Genomic DNA, 22,303 nt, shown 5'->3' on the forward strand with positions numbered 1-22,303 from the left:
TCATCTTACGCTGCGTGATAATTTCTCATACGGGATATCTTTCCCTATATATTTATCCCATTCTTCTTCGGTTAAATCCCTGGCTACTTTTTTGGCCACTTCGTTGAACAAGGAAGCCGAATTAATATCCCAGATACGAACTGTCTTGTCCGCTCCGGAAGCCAGCAGTTTTTTGCCATCCTGCGTAAACCTCAGATCCATCACCCACGAGTTAAAATCGCTGAGCACTACAGGCTGCTGTTTGGAAAGGTCTTCTTCGACATTCCATATTTTGATCTTCGAATCGAAACCGGAAGTAGCTATGCGGCTACCATCAGGATTAAATGCGATTCCCGTGATTCCGGAAGTATGAGTGCCACGGATACCTGTCAGAGTAGCAATCACCGGCTCACCGGATCTCACTTTGACCGAATAAAGTGTTCCTGAAGAGCTACCTAAAAACAGCTGTGATTCATCGGGTGTGAAAGCCATTGTAGCAATGCGTCCGTTGATCCTGCCAAAGTCGTAGCTGAAAGGTTTTTTGGTTATATCGGCTGTTTCGATGCGAAGGATCTGCTCCTTGCCGGTTGCCAGGAAAAGATACTTTCCATCCGGGCTGGGCTCCACACAGGATAAATCCGTATTCAGACTAACATTTTTGAGCACTTCCAATTTTTTGTCCGACACATCCCAAAGTCTTATCTGCCCGGTCGAACTCGTTGATATCAGCACTAGCTTGCCACCCTGATTACGGATCAGCATATTGATCACCATCCCATCATGCGCTATAAGGGTTTTGGTAGGCAGGCTGCCGGGTGTGAGATTATCCCATCTCACGATCTGTCCGTTGGATGTTCCCACAAAAACGGCATTGTTATCGGGCGTGAAAAGTATCGAACGGATACTCCTAAAGGTTTGCTTGGGATTTTTCAAAGGTACAGGCCTGCCTGAAGCAGCTGTGTAATTCCAAAGATTAAGAACGCCGTCGTCACCGGCACTCGCAAAAAGAGCACTGCCCGGTTTTGCGGGCTCTGCCACCACCCTTACAATATCGTTGTGTCCCTGAAGGGTTGCATTGGCTCCTGCAGCTTTCGAAAGAGCTACATATACTTCCGGGTTGTCCTTTTCGCCACCGTTTTTGATATTGAAATCATATGCCCTCAATGCCAAAAGCGCCGACAACTCATCACCAGCAGGCATTTGATTGGATTGAATGGCAATGAACCGCGCTATTGCTTTGGAACGCTGGCGCAATGCATCGTTCCTCGAACTTTCAGCTTCTTTCTGCGCTCTTTGCGCATTCACTTTCTGCCTGTCAGACTCTTTTTGAGCCGAGACGGCAAACTCTTTTTGAACTTCCGTTTCTTTCTGAGATTGTACCGCAATCCTGCGCGCATTATCGGCTTCTATTTTTTGTTCCTCAGCCAGTTTCCTTGCGGCTTTTGCAGCAATACTTTCATTTACGGCCTTCTCCTGTTCGCGAACAGCTATCGTTTTTTGCTCTTCGGTTAATATCTTTTGCTGTTCGGCGATAATGCCCTGTTGTTCAGCAATCTTTTTCTGTGCTATGGCCTCTTTTGTCTGATCCTCTGCACGTTTCCGTTCTGTCAATGCCAGACTCTCTTTATCCAAAGCAGTTTTTTCGCTTTGCTCGGCTTGTGTTCTGAGTACCATGGCGACAATCAGAAACAGCAGAGACACAAGCGAACTCACACCCAGAACAGTGGCGAATGTGCGGGCTTTACGAAGTTCTCTCCGCTGGCGGTCTTCTTTATACTGAACCTCCTGTTCGTATTGTTTTTTGCTGTAATCCAGAAAGTTAATTGCCCTTTCAAAAAACGGATCATACCGCTGCGCCCATTCGATGGTCGGCTCACTTTCTTTCATCCATTTCAAACCCACCTGCAGTTCAGGGTTAACCCAAAGCCCGGTGCGCCCATCCTGATACAGAAAAGCAGAATAACTTAATTGCTTGTATAACTTGGCAGATTCCAGTTCCTCTTCAATCCATATTCTGGACCTGTCCCAAAGTGTAAGCACCTTTTCAACAGCAACATCAATAATAGAATCTGCATCGATTTTGATACCGGGGCGCGGTGTAAGAAAGGATACGCCATTTTCCCGGAATACCAGCACTACATCCACCAGAAGATAGTCTGGAACCCCGGAGATTTTTTCGATTTCACGAAGTGATGTGGGATGCAGGGACGAGGTATCACTCGGTCCGAGCACAATCAGTGTCTTGAATAATTTCTCAGCCGCTATTCGGCGTTTCTCGTCGAGCCTTTGCGTGAAAATTTCTTCAGCGTGTTGTGTAATGGATTGCTCCATTTCTCCTATTGCCTGATACTCAACCAGCGAAATAGGTGTTGTGGGAGCCTGAGTAAGCTTCCAGCGGTCCCACATCCGCATCAATACATGCTGAAGTATGGGCAGAAAGTCAGGGTTTTCGGACAACTTCTGTAAAAGCGTCGTAACCAGTTCAGGTTCAATTGTTGCGCCATAGGTTTCAACAGGATTGACAATCACTTTTCGAATCTCATCCTGATTCATTTTCGGAAGCAGATAATAGCCCCTGTTGATCACCTCTGTAAGCCCTTTAAACTCAGTACAATGGTCCAGATAGTCTGACCGCATTGTAATGACTACGTGAATAGGCAACTCACGCTGGTTGATCAGTGTAAGTAAAAGATTAATAAATGCCGGGCTCTGCAGTTTGTCTTTGCTTGTATTGGTACTGAATTCGAAGCGGAAGATTTCTTCAAACTGATCAATTACCAGCAGAATTTTCCTATCCCTGATCACAGACAGCAGATTAAAAATTGCTTTAGGATCTGAAAGAAGCAATTGTGCTGTTTTTTCAATATCTCTGTTTTCCCAGTCATTATCTTCTTTCCGAAGATTTACTTTCAGAGCGTTCACCAGACTCTTGACCGGATTGCCACCCGGACGGAAAACAATCACTTTCCAGTCCTCTCTCACCTGCCTTGCATTTTCCAAAGAAGGAATGAGCCCCGCCTTGATCAAAGAGGATTTGCCACTTCCCGATGAACCGATTAAGGCAAGAAAGCGCGCATCCAGGAGTTTTTTTCGTAACTCCAGAATATGCGATTCCCTGCCAAAAAATAACGAATGGTCTTCGTACTCGTAGCTCCTTAGCCCCGGAAAAGGATTAGAAAGGGTAGTTATATCGACCATACTAAAATTAAAATCTGTTCATCGGGTTGCGACACCCGTTCTCTGCCGGAAAGTGGCAGTCTGTTGTTAATAATTTCACTTTTTGAGATACGAAGACTCAGGATTGCTGCTTTTTCATCACGAATACATTCCGGTTTTTACCGTTGAAATATTCGTAAGAGAAATTATCTACACCTTTGATTGTCAGAAAAATACCCAGTCCTCCGATTTCCCGGTCTTCAAGTGATTTGCTCAGGTCTGACGCGTCCGGCATTTGGTTTGCCAAAGGATCAAAAGCAGCAGCCTCATCCTCTAAGATCACGATCAGCTCCTGCTCAGTAATTTCACTGAGAACCCGGAAATCTGCCACCAGGCCGGCTTTTTCGTATCCATACAAAATGATGTTGGTGGCGATTTCATCGACTGCCAGCTTCAGGCCATACGTCGCTTTTTTGGCAAGACCAGCCTGCCGGGAAAGCTCATCCACATAGTCCCTTAGCCCGTCCAGGGAAGCAACCACCCCGGGAAAACTTTTCGATTCCATTTTAAATCAATTTAAACCGGATATTGATCTACGATTGTAACGCTGTGGTGCAGCCCTGTTTTTTCGAGTGTATCGACGATCAGTTCCTGAGGTTTTACGATATAAATCGACAAGTGAGTACCGATTTTTTGTTTTGAGAAAATCAGAACGCGAAGACCGGCAGATGACATAAAATCAAGCTCTTCCATGTCGAGTACCAGCACTTCAATGGGCTGGCCGGCCAGTTTTTCAATCTCTGTCATAAAAACACGCGCCGACAGCGAATCAAGCTCCCCGTGCAGGGTCATCTTGGCTGTATGTTCTTCAATAACTGTTTCTATTTTGAAAGCCATGATCAATATTTTTAAAAGAAGTTTTACAAAGTTGATTTACTGAAAGTTAGGGTATCAAATCCCCGGGATACCGGCAACTGTATATTATTTCCCGACAAGAATCACAGTCGATCTCCCTCCAACGAGGAATCTCACCTGATCTTCAAGTAAAGGTTCTTTACCTATATCGTAAATATCCTCGCCGGAAGGCATATCCGTATTCACAGCCAGGTGCCAGCGTTGCCCGTTTGGCAGCGAAGGAAGCTCATAGTACAATGCATCCCAATGCGCATTCATTGCCACATAGATACTGTCGTCGGTGATCGTGCCGCTCTTTGCGTGCGCTCCGTCGAGCATAAATGCCAGGCAACGGCTCGAAGCAGCGAAGTCGGGCTGCCAGGCCTGTGTTCCATGAAAACTGATATCAGGGTAACCGCTGCCCACGTAGTCGCGGTGCTGCAAATGGGTTTTACTTCTCAAAACAGGATGTCCACGGCGGAAACGCAGAATGCGCTGTGTGAAGTAGTAGATATCAGAATTCTTTTCCAGCAGCGACCAGTCCATCCAGTTCAGTTCATTGTCGTGGCAGTAGGTATTGTTGTTACCATACTTTGTCACGCCTGCTTCGTCACCGGAAAGAATCATCGGCACGCCCTGAGATACCATCAGAATAGAAAGCGCATTTTTTATTTGCTTGTGCCGCAGCTGATTAATGAATTCATCATCTGTTTCACCTTCTACGCCGCAGTTCCAGGAATGGTTGTCGTTGCCACCGTCATTGTTATTTTCTCCGTTCGCATCGTTGTGCTTTTCATTGTATGCAAAAATGTCATACAACGTAAATCCATCGTGGCATGAAATGAAATTGATACTTGCTGTAGGACCACGGTATTGATACAGATCCGGCCAGCCCTGAATACACTGCCCTATTTCATGGATCAGCCCTTCATCTCCTTTCAGGAATTTACGGATAGAATCGCGGTACTTTCCATTCCATTCTGCCCAGCGACCATAGGCCGGAAAGGATCCTACCTGATACAAACCTCCCGCATCCCAGGCTTCTGCCACCAGCTTACACTTGGCAAGAATAGGATCATGCGCAAGTGACTCCAGCAGAGGCGGATTGCTCAGTGGCGCACCATTCTGATCACGCCCAAGGATCGCTGCAAGATCAAAACGGAAGCCATCAATATGGTAGTCAGATGCCCAGTAGCGAAGGCAGTCGAGTACCATATTCCGAACCACCGGATTGTTGCAGTTCAGCGTATTACCCGTACCGGAGAAATTGAAATAATAACCTTCCGGCGTCAGCATGTAATACGTTTTGTTGTCTATTCCCCGGAAAGAAATCGTATGTCCGCGGTGGTCACCTTCAGCAGTATGGTTAAATACAACGTCCAGCATCACCTCAATTCCGTTTTTGTGCAGTTCTTTGATAAGAGTTTTCAGCTCATCTACCTGCATTCCGAATTTTCCGGTGGCAGCATAACCCGCCTTGGGAGAAAAGAAATTGACGGTACTGTATCCCCAGAAGTTGACAATAAGCCCGCCTGTTACCGGATTTTCCTTGCTGTTCTCCCATTCATCAAACTCGTAGATCGGCATGAGTTCAACACAGTTGACACCCAATTCTTTCAGATAAGCGATTTTGCTTTTGATAGCTGCGAACGTGCCTGGATTCTTGACCTCCGATGAAGGATGCTGCGTAAATCCTCTGACATGCATTTCATAAATCACCAGATCTTCAATCGGCGTTTCGAGCGGATGGTCATTTTCCCAGTCGAAATCTTCAAATACCAAACGGGAGCGGTATGGATAAACGTTGTCCCAGTTGGGCGTGGCCAGCCAGGTATCCCGCCCTCCTATTGCCTTCGCATAAGGATCGCTGAGAATGATGTTTTTATCAAAGCGGCTCCCCTGTTCAGGATTGAAGGGGCCGTCCATCCGGTAGCCATATTCAAGACGCTCATAGTCCAGATCGAAAACGATCATGGAATACACATTTCCTGTCCTGAACTCCTCCGGGAACCGAATTTCTGCATAAGGCGCATCCTCCCCCCGTTCAAACAAAACAAGAGTACAGTCAATCGCCTCGCTGGAATAGATGCTGAAATTAACTCCGTTAGGAACCATCGTAGCGCCGAAAGGCAGTACATGACCTCTTCTGAATTTAATTCCGTCCTGTTCGTGGGTTGGATAATAGTCAATTCTGATATCTGTTGCCATTTCTTAATCCTGTTTTAGAATGACAACTGCTTCAGCCACAGTACCAACAATTTTGAAAAAGTTGATAAAACCTGTGGTAGACATCACATCCTGAATGTCTTCTGAAACACCGACCAGAATGACTTTTCCATTCTGTGATTTGATATTTCTGTAAACCATCAGCAAAACGCGCAAACCGGCACTGGACATGAACTCAACCGCTGTCAGATCGATTGCAATCTTGTCATTACGGTCGGTGGCCAGCTTCGCGTTGCGCTCAAATTCAGGCGCGGTTTTACTATCTATATCTCCGGTGACCTCCACAACCGTGATTTCTTCCTGATCCGTCAATGTTACTTTCATAATTTTAGCTTTAAGCTATCAGCTGTTAATTATTAGCTTTTGATATCGGCCCTGTTATTTCGCAGAACTGATCTGAACCTTCACCCGTAAACGTTCCTCCGATTCGGGGAGCTTCACAGTCAAACCGTACGCATCGAAGTCGGTATAAGGCACATCGTCAATAAACACTTCGCTGATGTAAATACTACCGGCTGGAAGAATGTCCGGAGAAACCCTCAGGATATTATCTTTCCATCCGTTCGGATAGGGTTTAAAGTAGAAATACGTCGGTTGTTTGGTAATCAACAGGTTGATATACACCGCCGACAGATAGCAAAGCTCTGTACTGTGGTAAGCACTCATAGAGTGACTTCCCTTGAAACGTTCTGTTCCCAGCAGGTAAGGCATCCCATTCGAGAAAACATTGAAATACACCCCGCCATCGTCGTTATCAAGGAAAAATGCGTTATAGAATGATGCTGCTTCGCGCGCTTGTTTCTCGTACTCTTCGTTACCCAAAACACCATACATGATCAGATAGGCAAGAATGGCCTGCTCCTGTTGCCACCACGCTTTGCGGTCGTGCCATACAAACTGGTGTTTACCACCGGTTTTAGTAGCTCGTTCTACCACGTCGTACCAGCCTCCGCGCTGCTGATCTGAACCGGCTTCCGGCATCAGTTCTGCAATTTTTTTCGCAAAAGCGAGGTATTCCTCCTTAGGAGTCAGAGACTGCTGACGGATCAGGTTCCAGGCAATTTTAAGATTGTGCCCTACCACTGCGCGGTTCTGTTGCCATCCCCAGGTTTGGTCGGCGCTCCAGTCTTCAAAGAATTTCTCCTGAACAAATGGGCTGTTGTCGTAATCGGGAAAGTATTTGGTGATGGTATCGAATGTATATTCCAGAAAGTCGGCATGTGCTTTCTCACCTGTTGCCAGATACAAATTGATCAGGTAAGCCGGCGCATGGTCACCCACCGAGTTCCAGTTTTTGCGGGCGCGGTTGTGCGCCAGTGACTCCTCGCGTGCATCCAGCGTAATCGGATGCAAGTGAGAGAAGTAGCCTTCCCCTTCATTGTCTTTGAAATATTTCTCAAACAGATCCATCGTTTTGTCGATATCCTCACGGATACGTCTGTCGCCAGTGATACGATATGTTTGCGTAGGGCCTGCAAGCGCATAAATCTGCTCATACATCGGAAGTGAATCCAGATCATCGCCGAATTCGGAAGTAAGCAGTTTGGTTTCCTTTTGGCCTTCTACTTTCAGACCATGGTACCAGTATACAAGATCATCGTCCTTATCAAAGAACCGCATGTGATCGCGCAGGTATTCGGTTCCAAGCTCAGCACCTTCCAAAAATTCATCCTTCCCAGTAAGCAGATAAGCGGAGGCAAATCCGTAAACCATACGGGAAATGGTATCTGTTTCCTGCAGATAATCTCCTTTTTTAGCTCCACCCAGGTGAAGCATAGTACGGTAATTTTTGTAGTTGATTTCCTCCTTTGGGTAGTCAAACTGCCATTTCAGATAGCTTGATGCGATTGAGTCGATCTGGGTGATCCAGTAATTCTGTTCTTCGTGGCGGTATTTTTTGGGTTCCTTACCCGGAAAAATGAGCTGCTGTGCTTCAAAAGTAGCCGTTTCTTCTCCAGCATTAGGATAAAAGGTGCCATACGCGAAAACATATTGGCCTTCGTTGGAAAGAAAGTTATTGATATCGCCCGGATCCTGCCAGCCTTCGGTAAGGTTCTGAACACTCCTTGCATAAGTGGAGGCAATCAGATTCACCTTAAAAGCTCTCTTATCAGAGGTTTCAAGAGTAAACCAGCGTTCCTGTTGGCTATATCCGGTAACATAACCGGCGATAGTGTCTGAAAAGGTGAAGTTTATATTCATATTTTGAGCATTAAAAAGGGTTTTGATTTAAGCGTTGAACTCAGTAAAAGGTTAGGGTTTGATATCAGGCCAAATCTTCCTGATCTCTGTAGCCCTGTGTGACTTCTATAATATTGCCTTCCGGATCTTTCAGCCAAACCGTTTTCCAGCCTTCGATGACGTCATCAAAGTGAAGCGGGCCAAGTGTAACAACTGCGTCATCACCCATTTCAGCAAGCTTTTGATCGACATCAGCCACTGAGAATGCCATGTGGCGAAGTCCGGGATAATGGGGTCCGTCCGCTTCGGCCATCGGACAAGGACGCTGTTCCTCAGGCGGAAAAATTTCGAAGTAGAAATTGTCATCATTTTTCAGAAAAACGAGCTGTGCGTCGTCCCCCAGTTCAATGACCCGAGCTCTTCTGAAACCGAAATATTTCGCATAAAAAGCTTCAAACACCGCCAGATCCTTGACAGTGAGTGCCAGATGAAAAAAGGTCGTCTTCATAGTTGTGTGATTAGCTGATGGAAAGGGTCTCTATAATCTTTTTAGCAAACAGATGCGCATGCCCACCCGACCGGCCTGTAATCAGGTCTCCGTCAACAACCACATCCTCATTGGTGTAAATAGCGCCGTATGCTCTGGCATCACCGATCAGATTGTTATGACATACGAGCTTACGTCCCTTTACAAGCTCTGTGGCAGGTGCTACGAGCCATAAACCGTGACAAATGATACCTTTCAGAATAGCAGGTTCAGCAAAAACCCTTTTCAGAAACGCTGTTGCCGGCGGAATTTTTTCAACATCTTCTGTATACCGAAGACGGTCTGAGACCATTCCGGAAGGAACGATGATGGCATCGTAGCTGCGGAGTTCTTCGTCACTCATGTTCTCAAACGACTTCCGGCAGTCCATGGGAGCACGGTATTCGTGACCATGAAAGGTAATTTTATCCTGTCCCCAAAGCCTGGTTAAGAAATGTACTTCAGCACCTTCTTCAGGAAAGCGGTATTGGTAATAGAAGATTTCATTTTCGTAATAATCAGCTTCAAAGAGAATACCGATTTTCTTGCCGGCCAGTTTCATGAGGATGCTTAATTAGAGATATAATTAATTTCAAAATAACGTTGAGTAAGCCCGCAGGCATCACACTTAACCATTTCATTATAAATGCATTGAACAGCTTTAGCTCAACACTTCAACAAGTTTATCACCAAATGCAATAGAGGACTCTACTGAAAGTGCTGTTACAAATGGAAAATCGAAAAGCACCTGTGGCTTGGTTCTGTTGGCAGTTGCATCAGAATAAACCCGGCCATTAGGCCCGACTGCGTCTTCCACAATAACCGCGAGGGGAAATGCAAATCCCTGACTTACCAGGTTCGTACCTTCATTTTCTTCCGAAGCGCGCACGAGTGAATAACCCATGGGTCCTGTAAAATCCCACTCGCGCGGGTGGGCGATCACTTTTTTACCATATATGATGCTTCTGTGCAGCGTATCGTCTTCACGTGACCATACGAACGCGCCCACTGCGTAGCACAGCGCGCCAAGGATTTTGCCTTGTTTGTAAGCATTGACGCAAAGCTCATGCACGAATGGATTTCCCACAATATCCAGCGCCGAGCCCGGACCACCTACAATTGCCAAAGCGTCGTAGTCAGAGATGTTGGCATCTTCGATTTTTATGGGTGAATCCCACTCGCCTATATCCAGAATCTGGTTGATACGGTCAACTACTTCAGCTGGATTCACGTTATAATTTTGCATAGGATCAATAAAATCTTTGTCCATGCTCAGCTCCATCGGAAGTGGCGTAAGTCCTTTGGGAGTGGCCAGGGTCAAATCAAACCCTGCTTGTTTCAAAGCATCCCATGGAGCCTGTAATTCTTCGCCCCACAGGCCTACGTTTGATGCGAGGATAAGTACTTTCTTGCTCATCTTGTTGTTAAAGGTTTATTGTGTAGGATTTAAAAATGCAGGCCATGAAAAAGACTATAACTAACTCATAACCAATGAAATTATTTTAGACAATCAGCCCTTCAAGCCTGAATAATGCCTGAATATTTTGCCTTCCCTCAGATACAATGCATCGTATACTTTCGATTCTCCCCAGGCAGTCATGATGGTAGCTTCAAGATGAATACTGTCGTCTGTAATGGCCAGTTTCTGGGTGGAAACAAAGCCACGGTAAATGTTGGCCAGGTAATCTCCGAGCTGGACTTTAAGTGCAGCCTTTCCCTTTATATAAATCGGTTCTTCTGCTACCAGCAGTATCATTTCAGCGTCGTCGTGGTAATCATGTTCAACAAGTTCGTTGACATCATTATTTCCTAAAAGCACAAGGTGGTTGTCGTAAAATTCCTGATTTGTCATAATGCGGATGGTTGAATATTAGCTTTTCAAAACAGCTCTTTTGATCAGAACCTTTAATAAATGAAACAGATAGGACGGATTGGATATATTTACATTCGACAGCGTCAACTCGTCCGTCGGAAGTTCATGGAGCGCAGCTTCAATATTCTCTCTCGAAACTTTAACCCCTGTAAGTGAGTTTTCCAGATTTCTCAATCTCACCGGAATTGAAACACAACCGCAGGCAGCTACACTTATTTTCGAAATAGTTTCTCCTTTGGTAGCCAGCACAACCGCAGCGCCACAAACAATTTCGCCCACTTTGAGATAGTCGATGTGACGGAACGAGCCCGCGGCAGTTCTATTTATAGTCAGAGTAACACTTTTGATGATTTCTCCCTGCCCTGATCCGGCTGTAAGGTAATTTTCCAGTGTTATATTTTTGTCTCCCCATGGATCTGACAGGCTCACACTTGCGTCCAGAGAAAGCAATGCAGCCAGCAGGGGCCCGTGTGAAGTGGATCGATGATAAAGTGCTCCTCCTACATTGCTATGGTTTTTTAAATGCGGATCCTTAATTGCTCTGAGTGCTTCCACAAGCACCGGAACCGAGCCAATCGCAGCATCAGCAAGCATTGCTGAAAAGGAAACCGACGAACCGATAATGAGCTGATCACCATGTTGAATGATCGAATTTAAGCCTGGTATATTCCGCAGACTTACTACCGTTGACGGACGTGCATGACCCGTTTTTGTATTGCCAATAAATGCCTGGTCACCCGTGAATACTTCTGAGCCACTCTTGCTCAATAGCGAAAACGCTTCGGCAATAGAATCAGGTGCGGTGTATGAAAAAGGATTCTGAATCATAGCTCGACAGGTGAGTTTTGTTGTTGTAAAATTTCCCAAATCTTTTCCGGTGTTACCGGCATGTCGATATGCCTGACATCAAATTCGGACAACGCATCACAAATGGCATTCACCATCGCTGGCGCCACAGGAGGATTGCTCACATCTCCCGCACCCTTCGCCCCCAGTGAATTGGATGGAGAAGGTGTTTCAGTACGATACAATTCAACCTTGGGAAACCATCCCGAACGTGGAACCATATACGAGTCCAGATCGTCGCTCAAAACCTGCCCTGTTTCGGGTGAATACTTTACTTCTTCGGCAAGAGCCTGTCCTATACCGAGTACGATATTGCCATAAGTCTGTCCGTTGACCACTTCAGGATTGACAACCGTTCCGAAATCATCAACTGCGATGTATCTGACAAGATCAATTTCACAAGTCTCTTCATCAATTTCTACCACAGCGATGTGCGTGCCGAATGGGAAATTGAAATTCTTGGGATCAAAATAAGCAGAACCTTCCAGACCCGGATCCATGCCTTCGGGCAGATCCCAGCCAAACCAAAGCATAAGCGCCACCTGTTGCAGCGTCATCACGGCCTGTTCAGGCGCCGGCGTTCCTACTACTTTGCCTTCTTTATATTCAATCAGATCAACCGGCATTTTGAAAAGATATGCCGCAAATTCTCTGGCTTTTTTTACCATCATCTGACAAGCTTTTTGTACAGCCACACCTTCCACGCTAAGCGAACGGCTGCCGTAACTTGCCTGCCCGTAATAGAGCGGATTGGCCGTATCGGAATGTTTGATGGTCACATACTCCATCGGTATCTGTAATTCTTCAGCAGCGATTTGGGCAAATGTGGTCTGCTGGGATTGCCCGTGTGGTTGTGCCCCGGTAGTGATTGCCACTTCGCCAGATGGCGCAATGTGAATATAAGCGCTACCCCAGGTTCCGCTCATCAGGCCCTCGCCACCCATTTTGCCGGAGTTCCCTACTCCTGCCACAGCCACATAAGAACCGATACCGAGTCCCAGCAACTTACCGCGGGCGCGCGCTTCGGCCTTTTGTGCTTCCAGCGTAGCGTATCCTGCCTTTTCGAGTGCGATATCAAGCGTGTTTTCATAATTCCCGGAATCGTAAGTCCAGCCAAGACCATTTTCATAAGGAAACTGATCAGATTGTACCATGTTCATCCTTCTTACTTCCGCCGGATCTTTGCCTATTTTTCTTGCAAACATTTCAATAGCACGCTCGATCAGAAAAATGGCCTCAGCCCTGCCCGATCCGCGCATTGGTGCTGTCGGTACTTTGTTGGTGTATACCACGTTCACTTCATACGAAGCATGCGGTATCACATAAGCTCCGGGAATACTTCTGCCAATCAGCGGAAGCGGTTGTCCTGGTGCATTGATCACCGGATATGCCCCTACATTGCTGAATGCTACGCAGCTTAACGCCGTCAGTTTACCTTCGGCCGTTCCGGCAATTTTTACATATTGGATCTGGTCACGGGATTGGGCTGTATTGCGGGCAAATCCTGCACGGGTATCTACCCATTTGACTGGTCTGCCAAGTTCCTTGGCCATCCAAAGCACCAGTGGTGTATCAGGATAAAGATTACCCTTGCAACCATTGCTTTCACCCATGAAAGGAACAATCACCCTCAGCTTGTTATAGGGAATGCCCAGCACATACAGCGAGATCAGCAAACGATGCGGATACGGGATCTGCGTATTGGCCCAAAGGGTATAATCCTGTGTAGCAGGGTCGTACTTTGCCAACGCACCACGCACTTCAAGCGTGTTGTGCATCATGCGCTGGTTGTAAATTTTCTGTTCTACTACCACTTCCGACTCTGCAATTGCCTTTTCGGTAGCCTCGCTGTCGCCGAAGATGGTGTGGATCATGATATTATTCGGTGCCGTTTCGTGGAGCTGCGGAGCACCCGGTTGGCTTGCCTCTTCCGCATCCAGCACGACTGGTAAGGCTTCATAGTCTACTCTGATCTTAGATAGCGCATCGTAGGCCTGTTGCCGTGTTTCTGCAACCACTGCAGCGAGCTGGTCACCCGCGAACCGAACACGATCCGTAGCAAAAACGGTATGCGAACCTGGCACGATTCCTGACGGATGTGGCAGAAAATGACTTTCTGTAAATGGTGGAATCCAGATGACCGGCATTGGCATAATGCCTGTTGTATCCTTCGCTGTGAATACGCGCACAACGCCAGGCATGGCCTCCGCTTCGCTGGTATCAACACCTTTTATAATCGCATGGGCAACAGGACTTTGCAATATCGCTGCGTGCAACATGCCTGGTAATTCCATATCGGCGATGAATTTTCCTTCACCGGTAATCAGTTTTTCAGTATCCCGCGTTTTGACAGAGCTGCCTATGTATTTCCCGTTTGATGAAATACCGCCTGCCACTTCCGCCCCTTTCATTTTGGCAGCGGCAGCTTTCACAGAAGCAACTACCTGTTCATAACCAGACTCCCGGCTCAGGTTACCAGAAAGCCGTTCTTTAATTTCTGCATCTGACGGAGCTGTGTTTTCGTTCAACAATTCCATCATGGCCATGATCGTACCCGGAGTTGAGAAGCCGTTCTGCACAGCAAAATTCTCCCAAAATGCATTTTGCAGCGGGTGCAACCCATCGGCAGTGGCCAATCCTTCAATCGTTTGGATCTCTTGTGCTTCGGTTTCAATTGCGAGAACCTGGCAGCTTTTGGTCGCCTTGCCGCTGACCAAAACCGTACATGCACCGCAGGAAGCAGAACTACACCCTTCCTTTGTACCGGTTAATGCCAGATGCTCACGCAGATAGGTAATCAATAAAGTTCTGCCTTCTATTTCAGAAGTACAGAAGTGACCGTTTACGTGATTACTGAGTTTCATTTTGTGAGGGGAGGTAAATGTTTAGGCAAGAGAACCATCCGGATGCTGAACCATTCCGGCAAAATGGATGGCGATTTTTCCATCTTTCAACACCCAGCTATCGGCAAAGCGCATTTCGCTTTTTTCACCGCCCACAGTCATGGTGATTTGTTCTGTAATCATCAGTGTTTCAGGCTCTGCAGTTTCAGCCCAGAATACGATGTCGGACTCCAGACCGTCGATACCCAGAATGCCCTGCATGTGTTCTTTCACCTGCTCACGCCCCTGATAAACAACCGGAGCCTTTGAGAAGCTGCTGATCAGTAAGGCATCATCTGTATACTGGTCCAGAAGCGCTTCTATGTTTTTATCGAGAATATGCTGGATGTGCTCGGTATACATTTTACCAAGCTTAGTATCAGGAATATTTTTCATTTGAAAAGGTCGGGTTTGAGGAACAAATAATTATGGATTGGGATATAAAAACAACATGTAATTAGACATGTGCAGCGTGAGAGGCAGCTTATAGTCAGGATATTTTGAAATAATCTTTCCGATCAGTTCCTGTCCCTGAAGCCCCTGATATACCAACTGTTTAACGTATTGCAGGTAAGCGATCTGTTTGTCAAGCACTGATGCATCTGTTGGCTCACCGTGACCAGGGAAAACGTGCAGAAAGTCTCTACTTTTCAGCCTCGTAAGTATGCTGATCCAGTTATCAAAACTGTATTGACCACCCGATGTTTTGTCTCCAAAAAAGGCATACACTTCATTGTAAATCAGGTCCTGCGCAAGAAGTACCTTCTCTGCCGGAATCTCCAGAATCAAATTCACCTGACACTCTGTATCAAGCACTTTGATAAGATTCAGATCGACACCGTCAATCGTCAGAATTCCTTCTGCAAGCACTTCGGCCGGCAAGTTTTTCTCCGCGAAAATCACCTGATCTGCGTTGTCGGGATGCAGGCTTCTGTGGTAACCAATGAAATAATCGGCCATCGCGTTAATTGCACCAATTACTTCCGGGAGTGCATATACCGGTGTTCCGGCAAATGCTGGTGCACCCATCCAATGATCCGGATGAAGATGTGTAATAATGATCCTATCCAGCGGTTTTCCGATACTTTCGATGTAAGTCCGGAGTTCTTCTGAATGAGGTTTGAGCTGAAGCGTATCGACAAGGATGAGTTTTTCAGCAGTTTCGATCAATTGGGCATTAGTAAGTTCTCCGTCTTCGGGCGACTGTACACAGTGGATTGTCACTGTTTCGAGAACGACCTTATTGACTTTGATATACTTGAAATTTTCCATAACATTAAATAAAGAAGGGTCTACTTTTCTGCAGTAGTGAGGATCTGTCGCCAGATCAGGTCAACAGGTTGTGTAAGAGGTTGCTACAGCGTAGCTGAGCCCTCGTGGTATTCCAATCCGTCTACAATGTATTTTGTGATTAATGCGCCACCATTTCCATCGGATTTCACTTCCCAGGTCTGGAACGCGTCGCAGGCAATTCTTTTACTGTAAGCTTCCGGAGCATTCCATACACTGGCTTCCCACTGTACCACCACTTTGACGGTTGCAGTATCGCCGGTAATGTCGGCTACAACCGATTTTACAGTATGTACTTCGTCAAAAAAGATGCGAACAACACGCTGAAACCAGCCTTCAAATCCAGCCCAGCCGTAAACTGTCGCTTCAGGAAAAACCATTTCCAGACCTTCATCAATGATCAGGGGTAGCAATTCAACCTGAGGAGCATGTACGTCCAGTTTACGATACCAGACTTCTGCTAATTTTTCAATGGATTCCTGAGTAAGCATTGGAAATTATGAGTTAATAATGATGAGTTAAGCGTTTACAGTTTTGTGGTTAGCTGGTAATCTCAAAAAGCTGACAGCTCATAGCCATTAGTTACTTATTGTGAGCAATTTGTTTTGACCCAGTCGGCCTTATGATCACCTTGTAAAACCAGATCGATCAGAAACGGCTTGTCATCTGCCAGCATACGCTCAATGGCCGGGGCAATCTCTTCTTCCTTTTCTACCCTCACTGCATCTACTCCCATAGACTGCGCCAGCAAATCGAAGCGGATCGCAGGATAGGAAAGGTCAAATGAAAGTGGATGGTCATGTTTCGGAATCTCCCGTTCCTGCCAGTATACATCGATATTGAGCTGAAGGAGTTTATATGATCCATTGTTGCAGACCACAAACTTGGCTCCGGTGTTATGCCTGACTGCCGACCAAAGCGCCTGTATCGTGTACATGCTTCCGCCATCGCCCGAAAAGCCAATAACGGTTTTCTCAGGGTTAGCAAGTTTCGCACCGATCGCACCGGGAAAACCTACACCCAGCGATCCGCCACGTGTGACGAAGTAATTTCCGGCTACCTTTGGCACTATATATCTTGTCACCGCTGGCGAGCTGGTAAGCGCTTCATCAAAAACGATGGTATCGGCAGGTAATTTTTCTGCCAGGGCACTGGAAAACTGCGCCATTTGCAAAGGATGATTTCCTTTCCGGCCAAGATCAGCCTGGAGCTCCGCTGCGATTTTTTTATTTTTCTGAGCAGTGATTTCTTCAATCCGTGCTGCTGCTTTTTCTTTCTGCGCCGGCGTAATTCTGTCGTTCAAAACATCATACAGTGCTTCCAGTGAAAGCTTTGGATCGCCTACCACACCGATATCAACGCGGTGATTTTTAGCAATCTCGTAGGCATTCAGGTCTATGTGAATGACTTTCGCGTCCGGAGCATAAATCTCACCCAGATCCGGGAAGACTTCGGGAACCATATAAGTGCCCACGACAAGATTTACATCCCCCTTTGTAGTGATCGGTTTGCTGTATTCGCCGAACATGTGGCCGGTGGTTCCCTGGTACAACGGATGCGAATTATCCATGACCAGATCTCCGAACTCTACCCCATATACTTCTGCGCCCAAAAGCTCCGCAACGGCAGTCAGTTCGGGAATCGCCCCGGAGTAAGCCACGCCGTCACCTACGAAAATCATAGGTTTTTGTGAAGCCAGCAAGGCATCGGCCATGTCGTTAATCAGCTCTGCGGAAGGCAACACCCTGGTCGATGGAATATGCGTCGGGATCACTTCTTCATCGTTCAACTCGTCGAGCACGTCCATCGGAAGACAAACATACACAGGACCCATCGGCGGCGTGGCGGCAATTTTGATTGCTCTGCGCAGGGTTCTGAGTACCGATTTGGAAGAATGCACCATGGTTGAATACTTAGTTACCGGCGCCATCATACCTACAAGGTCATTGGCCATCTGTGCATCCATGTTCATGTAGCGCGTCCCTGCGTCAGAACCGATTACCACCAAGGGAGCATGCCCCCGTTTGGCCTGATACAACGCCCCCACCGCATTTCCAATACCCGGGGAACTATGCAACTGAACCAGTGTCGGTTTCTGTGTGGCACGTGCATATCCGTCGGCTGCCATGACGGCAATACTTTCCTGTAACGTCAGGATGTATTTCATTTCCGGATACTCCTCCACAGCGTCAAGGAAACCCTGCTCTACGGTTCCCGGATTTCCGAACATGTGATCCATGCCGTCGGCCAGAAACTGCTCGATAATCTTCTGATTCCCTGTTTTACCAGCCATAACGTGTCAGACCTTTGTCGAGCACATTCACAAACTGTTCGCCAAACTCAAAAGAGCATTGCAGCGAGCGCGCCGTGATGAACGGATAATCGACGATTACAGAAGTTTCTTTACCAAAGTTTCCGTGATACTGACCTTCCGGCCCTACCGCGTCGCTCAAAATGTATTCAAGAACATAGGGAGGAGGTCCCATATTCAGATCGGTATGCAGGAAGCCGGTTCCGTCGTGGTAGTCGTATTCAATACAATGTCCTGTAACGTGCTTGCCGAGAATAATTGATTTGCGTTCGTTGAAATCACGTGCGAAAACCAGCGGTGCAACACCATAGCAAATCCCGGCAACAGGAAGGTTTTTCTTATAAAATCCTAAGATCAGGTCGTGGACGCGCTGGTTATTCACCATATCAATGATCGGGCCACTACCGCCCACCAAAAGTAATGCTGCATATTCTTCTGTCAGGTTTTCCTGTGCAGTTTTCAGATCAGCAAAATACTGCTCAAATGCCCGCAGGAAATCAGGCGTGGAAAAATAAGGGCGTTCAGGAATTTCCAGGGAAAGGTTTCTGGTCTTCTCCAATCTGTTGGTTGCTTCAAAAGCCTTTACTTTCTCTGCAGCCAGCGGCGTTGTTACGCAAGTACCAAGAGGAGGATCTACGTAAGTGGTATCGTAGCTGGGTGGTAATGCTTCGGCTTTTTTGCCGTTTGGGGTTATGAATTCTACTACATAACCTGCTTCTTCAAGTTTTTCAAGAGGGCCTACCAGTTCTATTCCCCAGTAACCGTATTCCGAGAGAACAGCTAAAATTTTCTTTGACATTGGATTAGGAAGTTTTTATAACGTTTAATTGCCAGATTCATCAAGGAAATATTCCCGTTTCCGCTTATTGATGCAGTAAATTTGGCAGATCAAATGTCTTGCAAACTCAAAATCATGACTGAAACTGTAAAAAAAAGACTTGAACCAGTTGATTCGAGACTTTAAACCGTTCAATTCCCGAAGTGAACTTTTGTAGCCCTAATTCTATGCGCCACAGGCACGAATAGTAAAAGTGTGTCTCAAAAAAATCACATAGTCATCTAAAAAGTAACGACAACCTGCTAGTTGAGTGATCGTCAGTAGTTTTAAAAATTTATTCTAAGATAATTATAGTATTTTGCACATATATTGCACTAAATTTGGCAGCCTAAGTAGTACTATTTAAAAATCCACGGTAATATCTCTTACAGATTGTAAGTTTTGAAAAGTCAAGGTGGATTTATGGACAGGAGCTTTACTCTCTCCGTCAATTAAGCTGGTTAAGCGCTAAACGTTATTGTTAAAACCAACCCTCAACGTACAACTTCGCAATGGAACCCTTAAATTTATTAATCGTTGCAATCAGACAAGACTGGCAACCTCTTATCTCCGAATCACTATCTAACGCCGGTTATCAATTTCAAGCTACAAAGGTGGGATCTAAGCAACAAGCTCTGGCAGCCTGCCACCAATCCAAATTTGACCTGATCATTTCTAACTGCACTTTGCCGGACGGACAAGTTGCTGATCTTATGTCTGTTCTGGGAAAACTCAGCCCATGTCTTGTAATGGCAGAAGGCCACTGCCCTACCACCTCAGAAAAAGCGTTGTCACTACTGGCAACCGACTTTTACATTACCAGCTCTGAACAGAGTTCCTGGCTGTCGGCGATGGAGCACACGCTTTCCAAGTGGAAATCCAACGCAAGGCAGAATATTGAAAAAATTCATCAGAACAGCAGCAGCCTGCACAGAAAGGTTCTTGCGATTTGTGAGGAAGAATTATCAGTAGAAAATTTAGATAAAAAACAGGCTGACCATTCTATAGCCAATGTCTTCACGATCATTCTCGAAGCGCTGGATCTGAGCAGGATTTATCTGTATACAAAAAAATCAACGCCGGATGGAGAAGAAATTATCGTTCAGCAAAATGAGGTGTCCGCTCCCGGGGTTAACAGCCGTACAGTAAAAACTACGGATATCCCTAATTTCAAAAGATGGAATAACCTTTTTGTATCCAAACAACATGTTCAGGGAGATCTTAAGTCGCTTCCTGCCGAAGAAAAACACTGGCTTAACCAACGTGATGCCCAATCCGTGCTGGCTGTGCCACTGCACAACAACGACACCTGGAACGGCTTTATCGGTCTGGAAGACATGATGAACGCCAGGCAATGGTCAGAGGCGGAAGTTAATCTGCTTGAATCTGTTGCCCGGTTAATCCAGCAAAATCAACTCCATCAAAACCTGCCTGCATTCGGTCAGAACCGACTTTATACCACTCAGGTATGAGCGCAAATGTCGATTACAGCAAAGGGATGTCATTAGGTTGGCGTCTCTGCTTTATTTTGAGCCTGCTGGCAACCATCCCCAGACTGATATTTGTATGGGAGGCTCTGTCATTTGATGGGCAGTATGGTATTAGCATCCTGGATATTCTGATACAGTTTGTAATCAGTTTCGAGTTCGCCTGGATATTTCTATACATATGTCTGAATTATACCTATAAAATTCCGAGCTGGTTCAACGATCAGAAAATATATGTTCAGATGGCACTGATGATCATTCTTTTTTTTTCGCTCAATGAAATCCTCTTTCAGTTAAAACTGGCATTGGATAAAGACAACAGCGATATTCTGATTTTCAGGATTGTATACTACCTCTATCATTTTCTGTTACTGCTTGCTATTCTGGGCTACCGCAATTTTCTGCTTGCCTCTCAGGCCTATTACCGCGTTGCGCTGGAAAATGAGCTGCTTAAAGTAGAGCAAATCAAGGCGCAACTCGAAGCGCTCAGAAATCAGCTCAACCCCCATTTTCTTTTTAATGCGCTCAACATTCTGAACATTTCTATTTTCACCAACCCGGACCTTGCTCAGCGTATCGTGCTGGATCTGTCTGACATTCTCAGATATAACCTGAAAGTGCAAAACCAGAGTCTGGTGCTCCTGAGCGACGAGCTGGCAGCAGCCAAATCTTATCTGGACCTGTACAAAGCACGCTTTGGCGAAAAGCTTCTTTTCTTTTTTGAGGATGTATGTACAACCAAAGAATGGTTCATCATTCCGTTATCGCTTCAAATCCTGATCGAAAATGCGATTAAACACAATGTAATTACTTCCAATCAGGTACTTTTTATTGAGATAAAATTAAACGAAAGTGAAAAGTCATTGATCGTTCAGAACTCGGTAAACAAAAAACTTGATGTTCCCGGAACGGGAATTGGTCTGAAAAATCTGGATAAAAGATATAAAATTCAAACTGGCATTAACCCTTCACATCTGGAGAAGGACGAACAATTTACCGTAAAGGTACCCCTCATTGAAGCTCCATGACACAAATACTCATCATAGAAGACGAAGTTCCGGCAGGTCAATATCTTACTCAGCTGATTCAGCGGATTAATCCGAAAGCTGAAATTCTTGATATACTTGAAAGCGTTGAACTGGCAGTGGATTGGCTTTCATCTAATCCTATACCGGATCTTATCTTTTTAGACGTTCAGCTCGGTGACGGAACCTGCTTTCAGATTTTCGAACAGATCTCGATCAGTTGTCCGGTTATATTCACGACCGCGCACGATGAGTACGCCATGCGCGCCTTCAAACTAAACAGTATCGACTATCTGCTGAAACCAATCCGGCAGGAATCACTCAAATTCGCTCTTGACAAATACTACCAGCTCAATGAAGAAAATGCGATTACCAAAATCAAGTATCTTGAAGAGCTGATGCATTCGCAGATCCTGCAAAGGAAAAATCCTAGGCGAAGTTTTCTAGTACCCTTTCGCGACAAACTCATTCCTTTGAAGGATACGGATATCGCTTGGCTTACTATCCGTAACAGTGTTGTGGTTGCAACTTTACATGATGACCGTAATTTTGTGATTGACAAAAACCTGGAAGAACTTGAAAACCAGCTCGACGCTGCAAGTTTTTTCAGAGCCAACAGACAATTTATCATCGCCCGGGAAAGTATCAGTGAAATAGAACTTTACTTCAACGGCCGGCTTCTGGTTCGTACATTGCCCGTTTCAGCCAATCAGATCCTGATCAGCAAAGAGCGTGTGCCGGTATTTAAAAAGTGGTTTGAAGAGCTTTCATGATTAGAAAATTTTAAGCGGCGTATTTTCAGCTTGATGC

At 45.9% G+C, this 22,303-nt stretch carries 20 protein-coding genes; 3 read left to right on the forward strand and 17 right to left on the reverse strand.

What is annotated here, in order from left to right:
• From DSL64_RS01180 to DSL64_RS01260, 17 genes are all read right to left on the reverse strand, one after another.
• The gene (locus DSL64_RS01180; protein ID WP_115828803.1) at positions 1–3,177 is read right to left on the reverse strand and encodes a WD40 repeat domain-containing protein; all 3,177 of its coding nucleotides are present in this window, start codon (positions 3,175–3,177) and stop codon (positions 1–3) included.
• 97 nt (positions 3,178–3,274) lie between these two features.
• Positions 3,275–3,700, reverse strand: coding sequence for an ATP-binding protein (locus DSL64_RS01185; protein ID WP_115828804.1), 426 nt, complete (start codon positions 3,698–3,700; stop codon positions 3,275–3,277).
• An 11-nt stretch (positions 3,701–3,711) separates the two neighbouring features.
• Positions 3,712–4,032 (reverse strand): anti-sigma factor antagonist, encoded by a 321-nt coding sequence (locus DSL64_RS01190; protein WP_115828805.1) that lies wholly within the window; start codon positions 4,030–4,032, stop codon positions 3,712–3,714.
• A gap of 84 nt (positions 4,033–4,116) precedes the next feature.
• Positions 4,117–6,237 (reverse strand): glycogen debranching protein GlgX, encoded by a 2,121-nt coding sequence (glgX, locus tag DSL64_RS01195; RefSeq protein WP_115828806.1) that lies wholly within the window; start codon positions 6,235–6,237, stop codon positions 4,117–4,119.
• Positions 6,238–6,240: 3 nt separating this feature from the next.
• Positions 6,241–6,579, reverse strand: a complete 339-nt coding sequence (locus DSL64_RS01200; RefSeq protein WP_115828807.1) for an STAS domain-containing protein — start codon at positions 6,577–6,579, stop codon at positions 6,241–6,243.
• 54 nt (positions 6,580–6,633) lie between these two features.
• Positions 6,634–8,457 (reverse strand): AGE family epimerase/isomerase, encoded by a 1,824-nt coding sequence (locus DSL64_RS01205; RefSeq protein ID WP_115828808.1) that lies wholly within the window; start codon positions 8,455–8,457, stop codon positions 6,634–6,636.
• A gap of 64 nt (positions 8,458–8,521) precedes the next feature.
• Positions 8,522–8,944: a VOC family protein gene (locus DSL64_RS01210; RefSeq protein WP_115828809.1), complete on the reverse strand. Its 423-nt coding sequence runs from the start codon at positions 8,942–8,944 to the stop codon at positions 8,522–8,524.
• 10 nt (positions 8,945–8,954) lie between these two features.
• Positions 8,955–9,524: a DJ-1/PfpI family protein gene (locus DSL64_RS01215; protein ID WP_115828810.1), complete on the reverse strand. Its 570-nt coding sequence runs from the start codon at positions 9,522–9,524 to the stop codon at positions 8,955–8,957.
• Positions 9,525–9,623: 99 nt separating this feature from the next.
• Complete coding sequence (locus DSL64_RS01220) at positions 9,624–10,379, reverse strand: DJ-1/PfpI family protein (protein ID WP_115828811.1); 756 nt, start codon at positions 10,377–10,379, stop codon at positions 9,624–9,626.
• Positions 10,380–10,472: 93 nt separating this feature from the next.
• Entirely contained in the window at positions 10,473–10,814 is a 342-nt protein-coding gene (locus DSL64_RS01225) for a hypothetical protein (protein WP_115828812.1), read from the reverse strand.
• An 18-nt stretch (positions 10,815–10,832) separates the two neighbouring features.
• The gene (locus DSL64_RS01230; protein ID WP_115828813.1) at positions 10,833–11,663 is read right to left on the reverse strand and encodes an FAD binding domain-containing protein; all 831 of its coding nucleotides are present in this window, start codon (positions 11,661–11,663) and stop codon (positions 10,833–10,835) included.
• Complete coding sequence (locus tag DSL64_RS01235) at positions 11,660–14,545, reverse strand: molybdopterin-dependent oxidoreductase (RefSeq protein ID WP_115828814.1); 2,886 nt, start codon at positions 14,543–14,545, stop codon at positions 11,660–11,662. The genes DSL64_RS01230 and DSL64_RS01235 overlap by 4 nt, the downstream gene beginning before the upstream one ends.
• A gap of 21 nt (positions 14,546–14,566) precedes the next feature.
• Positions 14,567–14,959 (reverse strand): nuclear transport factor 2 family protein, encoded by a 393-nt coding sequence (locus tag DSL64_RS01240; RefSeq protein ID WP_115828815.1) that lies wholly within the window; start codon positions 14,957–14,959, stop codon positions 14,567–14,569.
• A 30-nt stretch (positions 14,960–14,989) separates the two neighbouring features.
• Entirely contained in the window at positions 14,990–15,835 is an 846-nt protein-coding gene (locus DSL64_RS01245; RefSeq protein ID WP_115828816.1) for an MBL fold metallo-hydrolase, read from the reverse strand.
• Between the two features lie 83 nt (positions 15,836–15,918).
• A complete protein-coding gene (locus tag DSL64_RS01250; protein WP_115828817.1) occupies positions 15,919–16,344 on the reverse strand; it encodes a hypothetical protein in 426 nt (141 codons plus the stop codon).
• Between the two features lie 95 nt (positions 16,345–16,439).
• Positions 16,440–18,146 (reverse strand): thiamine pyrophosphate-binding protein, encoded by a 1,707-nt coding sequence (locus DSL64_RS01255; protein WP_115828818.1) that lies wholly within the window; start codon positions 18,144–18,146, stop codon positions 16,440–16,442.
• Entirely contained in the window at positions 18,136–18,963 is an 828-nt protein-coding gene (locus tag DSL64_RS01260; protein WP_115828819.1) for a type 1 glutamine amidotransferase domain-containing protein, read from the reverse strand. Before DSL64_RS01260 ends, DSL64_RS01255 begins: the two co-directional genes overlap by 11 nt.
• A gap of 530 nt (positions 18,964–19,493) precedes the next feature.
• On the opposite strand from DSL64_RS01260, the gene DSL64_RS01265 reads away from it, so the two are divergent.
• From DSL64_RS01265 to DSL64_RS01275, 3 genes are read left to right on the forward strand one after another with little or no spacing between them, the layout of a single operon-like run.
• Positions 19,494–20,453 carry a GAF domain-containing protein gene (locus DSL64_RS01265; RefSeq protein ID WP_115828820.1) on the forward strand — a complete coding sequence of 320 codons (960 nt, stop codon included), beginning with the start codon at positions 19,494–19,496 and terminating at the stop codon, positions 20,451–20,453.
• A complete protein-coding gene (locus DSL64_RS01270) occupies positions 20,450–21,496 on the forward strand; it encodes a sensor histidine kinase (RefSeq protein WP_115828821.1) in 1,047 nt (348 codons plus the stop codon). The genes DSL64_RS01265 and DSL64_RS01270 overlap by 4 nt, the downstream gene beginning before the upstream one ends.
• Entirely contained in the window at positions 21,493–22,266 is a 774-nt protein-coding gene (locus tag DSL64_RS01275; protein WP_115828822.1) for a LytR/AlgR family response regulator transcription factor, read from the forward strand. The genes DSL64_RS01270 and DSL64_RS01275 overlap by 4 nt, the downstream gene beginning before the upstream one ends.
• The last annotated feature ends 37 nt before the right edge of the window (positions 22,267–22,303 follow it).

The organism is Dyadobacter luteus (assembly GCF_003383615.1).
Classification (GTDB): domain Bacteria; phylum Bacteroidota; class Bacteroidia; order Cytophagales; family Spirosomataceae; genus Dyadobacter; species Dyadobacter luteus.

What these genes read in the sequence shown, in the direction of transcription:
- DSL64_RS01275 (WP_115828822.1), top strand. Translation starts at nt 21,493, where the DNA reads ATGACACAAATACTCATCATAGAAGACGAAGTTCCGGCAGGTCAATAT.
- DSL64_RS01260 (WP_115828819.1), bottom strand. Translation starts at nt 18,963, where the DNA reads ATGTCAAAGAAAATTTTAGCTGTTCTCTCGGAATACGGTTACTGGGGA.
- DSL64_RS01230 (WP_115828813.1), bottom strand. Translation starts at nt 11,663, where the DNA reads ATGATTCAGAATCCTTTTTCATACACCGCACCTGATTCTATTGCCGAA.
- DSL64_RS01215 (WP_115828810.1), bottom strand. Translation starts at nt 9,524, where the DNA reads ATGAAACTGGCCGGCAAGAAAATCGGTATTCTCTTTGAAGCTGATTAT.
- DSL64_RS01235 (WP_115828814.1), bottom strand. Translation starts at nt 14,545, where the DNA reads ATGAAACTCAGTAATCACGTAAACGGTCACTTCTGTACTTCTGAAATA.
- DSL64_RS01220 (WP_115828811.1), bottom strand. Translation starts at nt 10,379, where the DNA reads ATGAGCAAGAAAGTACTTATCCTCGCATCAAACGTAGGCCTGTGGGGC.
- DSL64_RS01225 (WP_115828812.1), bottom strand. Translation starts at nt 10,814, where the DNA reads ATGACAAATCAGGAATTTTACGACAACCACCTTGTGCTTTTAGGAAAT.
- DSL64_RS01270 (WP_115828821.1), top strand. Translation starts at nt 20,450, where the DNA reads ATGAGCGCAAATGTCGATTACAGCAAAGGGATGTCATTAGGTTGGCGT.
- DSL64_RS01205 (WP_115828808.1), bottom strand. Translation starts at nt 8,457, where the DNA reads ATGAATATAAACTTCACCTTTTCAGACACTATCGCCGGTTATGTTACC.
- DSL64_RS01250 (WP_115828817.1), bottom strand. Translation starts at nt 16,344, where the DNA reads ATGCTTACTCAGGAATCCATTGAAAAATTAGCAGAAGTCTGGTATCGT.
- DSL64_RS01190 (WP_115828805.1), bottom strand. Translation starts at nt 4,032, where the DNA reads ATGGCTTTCAAAATAGAAACAGTTATTGAAGAACATACAGCCAAGATG.
- DSL64_RS01180 (WP_115828803.1), bottom strand. Translation starts at nt 3,177, where the DNA reads ATGGTCGATATAACTACCCTTTCTAATCCTTTTCCGGGGCTAAGGAGC.
- DSL64_RS01240 (WP_115828815.1), bottom strand. Translation starts at nt 14,959, where the DNA reads ATGAAAAATATTCCTGATACTAAGCTTGGTAAAATGTATACCGAGCAC.
- DSL64_RS01200 (WP_115828807.1), bottom strand. Translation starts at nt 6,579, where the DNA reads ATGAAAGTAACATTGACGGATCAGGAAGAAATCACGGTTGTGGAGGTC.
- DSL64_RS01255 (WP_115828818.1), bottom strand. Translation starts at nt 18,146, where the DNA reads ATGGCTGGTAAAACAGGGAATCAGAAGATTATCGAGCAGTTTCTGGCC.
- DSL64_RS01185 (WP_115828804.1), bottom strand. Translation starts at nt 3,700, where the DNA reads ATGGAATCGAAAAGTTTTCCCGGGGTGGTTGCTTCCCTGGACGGGCTA.
- DSL64_RS01210 (WP_115828809.1), bottom strand. Translation starts at nt 8,944, where the DNA reads ATGAAGACGACCTTTTTTCATCTGGCACTCACTGTCAAGGATCTGGCG.
- DSL64_RS01245 (WP_115828816.1), bottom strand. Translation starts at nt 15,835, where the DNA reads ATGGAAAATTTCAAGTATATCAAAGTCAATAAGGTCGTTCTCGAAACA.
- DSL64_RS01265 (WP_115828820.1), top strand. Translation starts at nt 19,494, where the DNA reads ATGGAACCCTTAAATTTATTAATCGTTGCAATCAGACAAGACTGGCAA.
- glgX (WP_115828806.1), bottom strand. Translation starts at nt 6,237, where the DNA reads ATGGCAACAGATATCAGAATTGACTATTATCCAACCCACGAACAGGAC.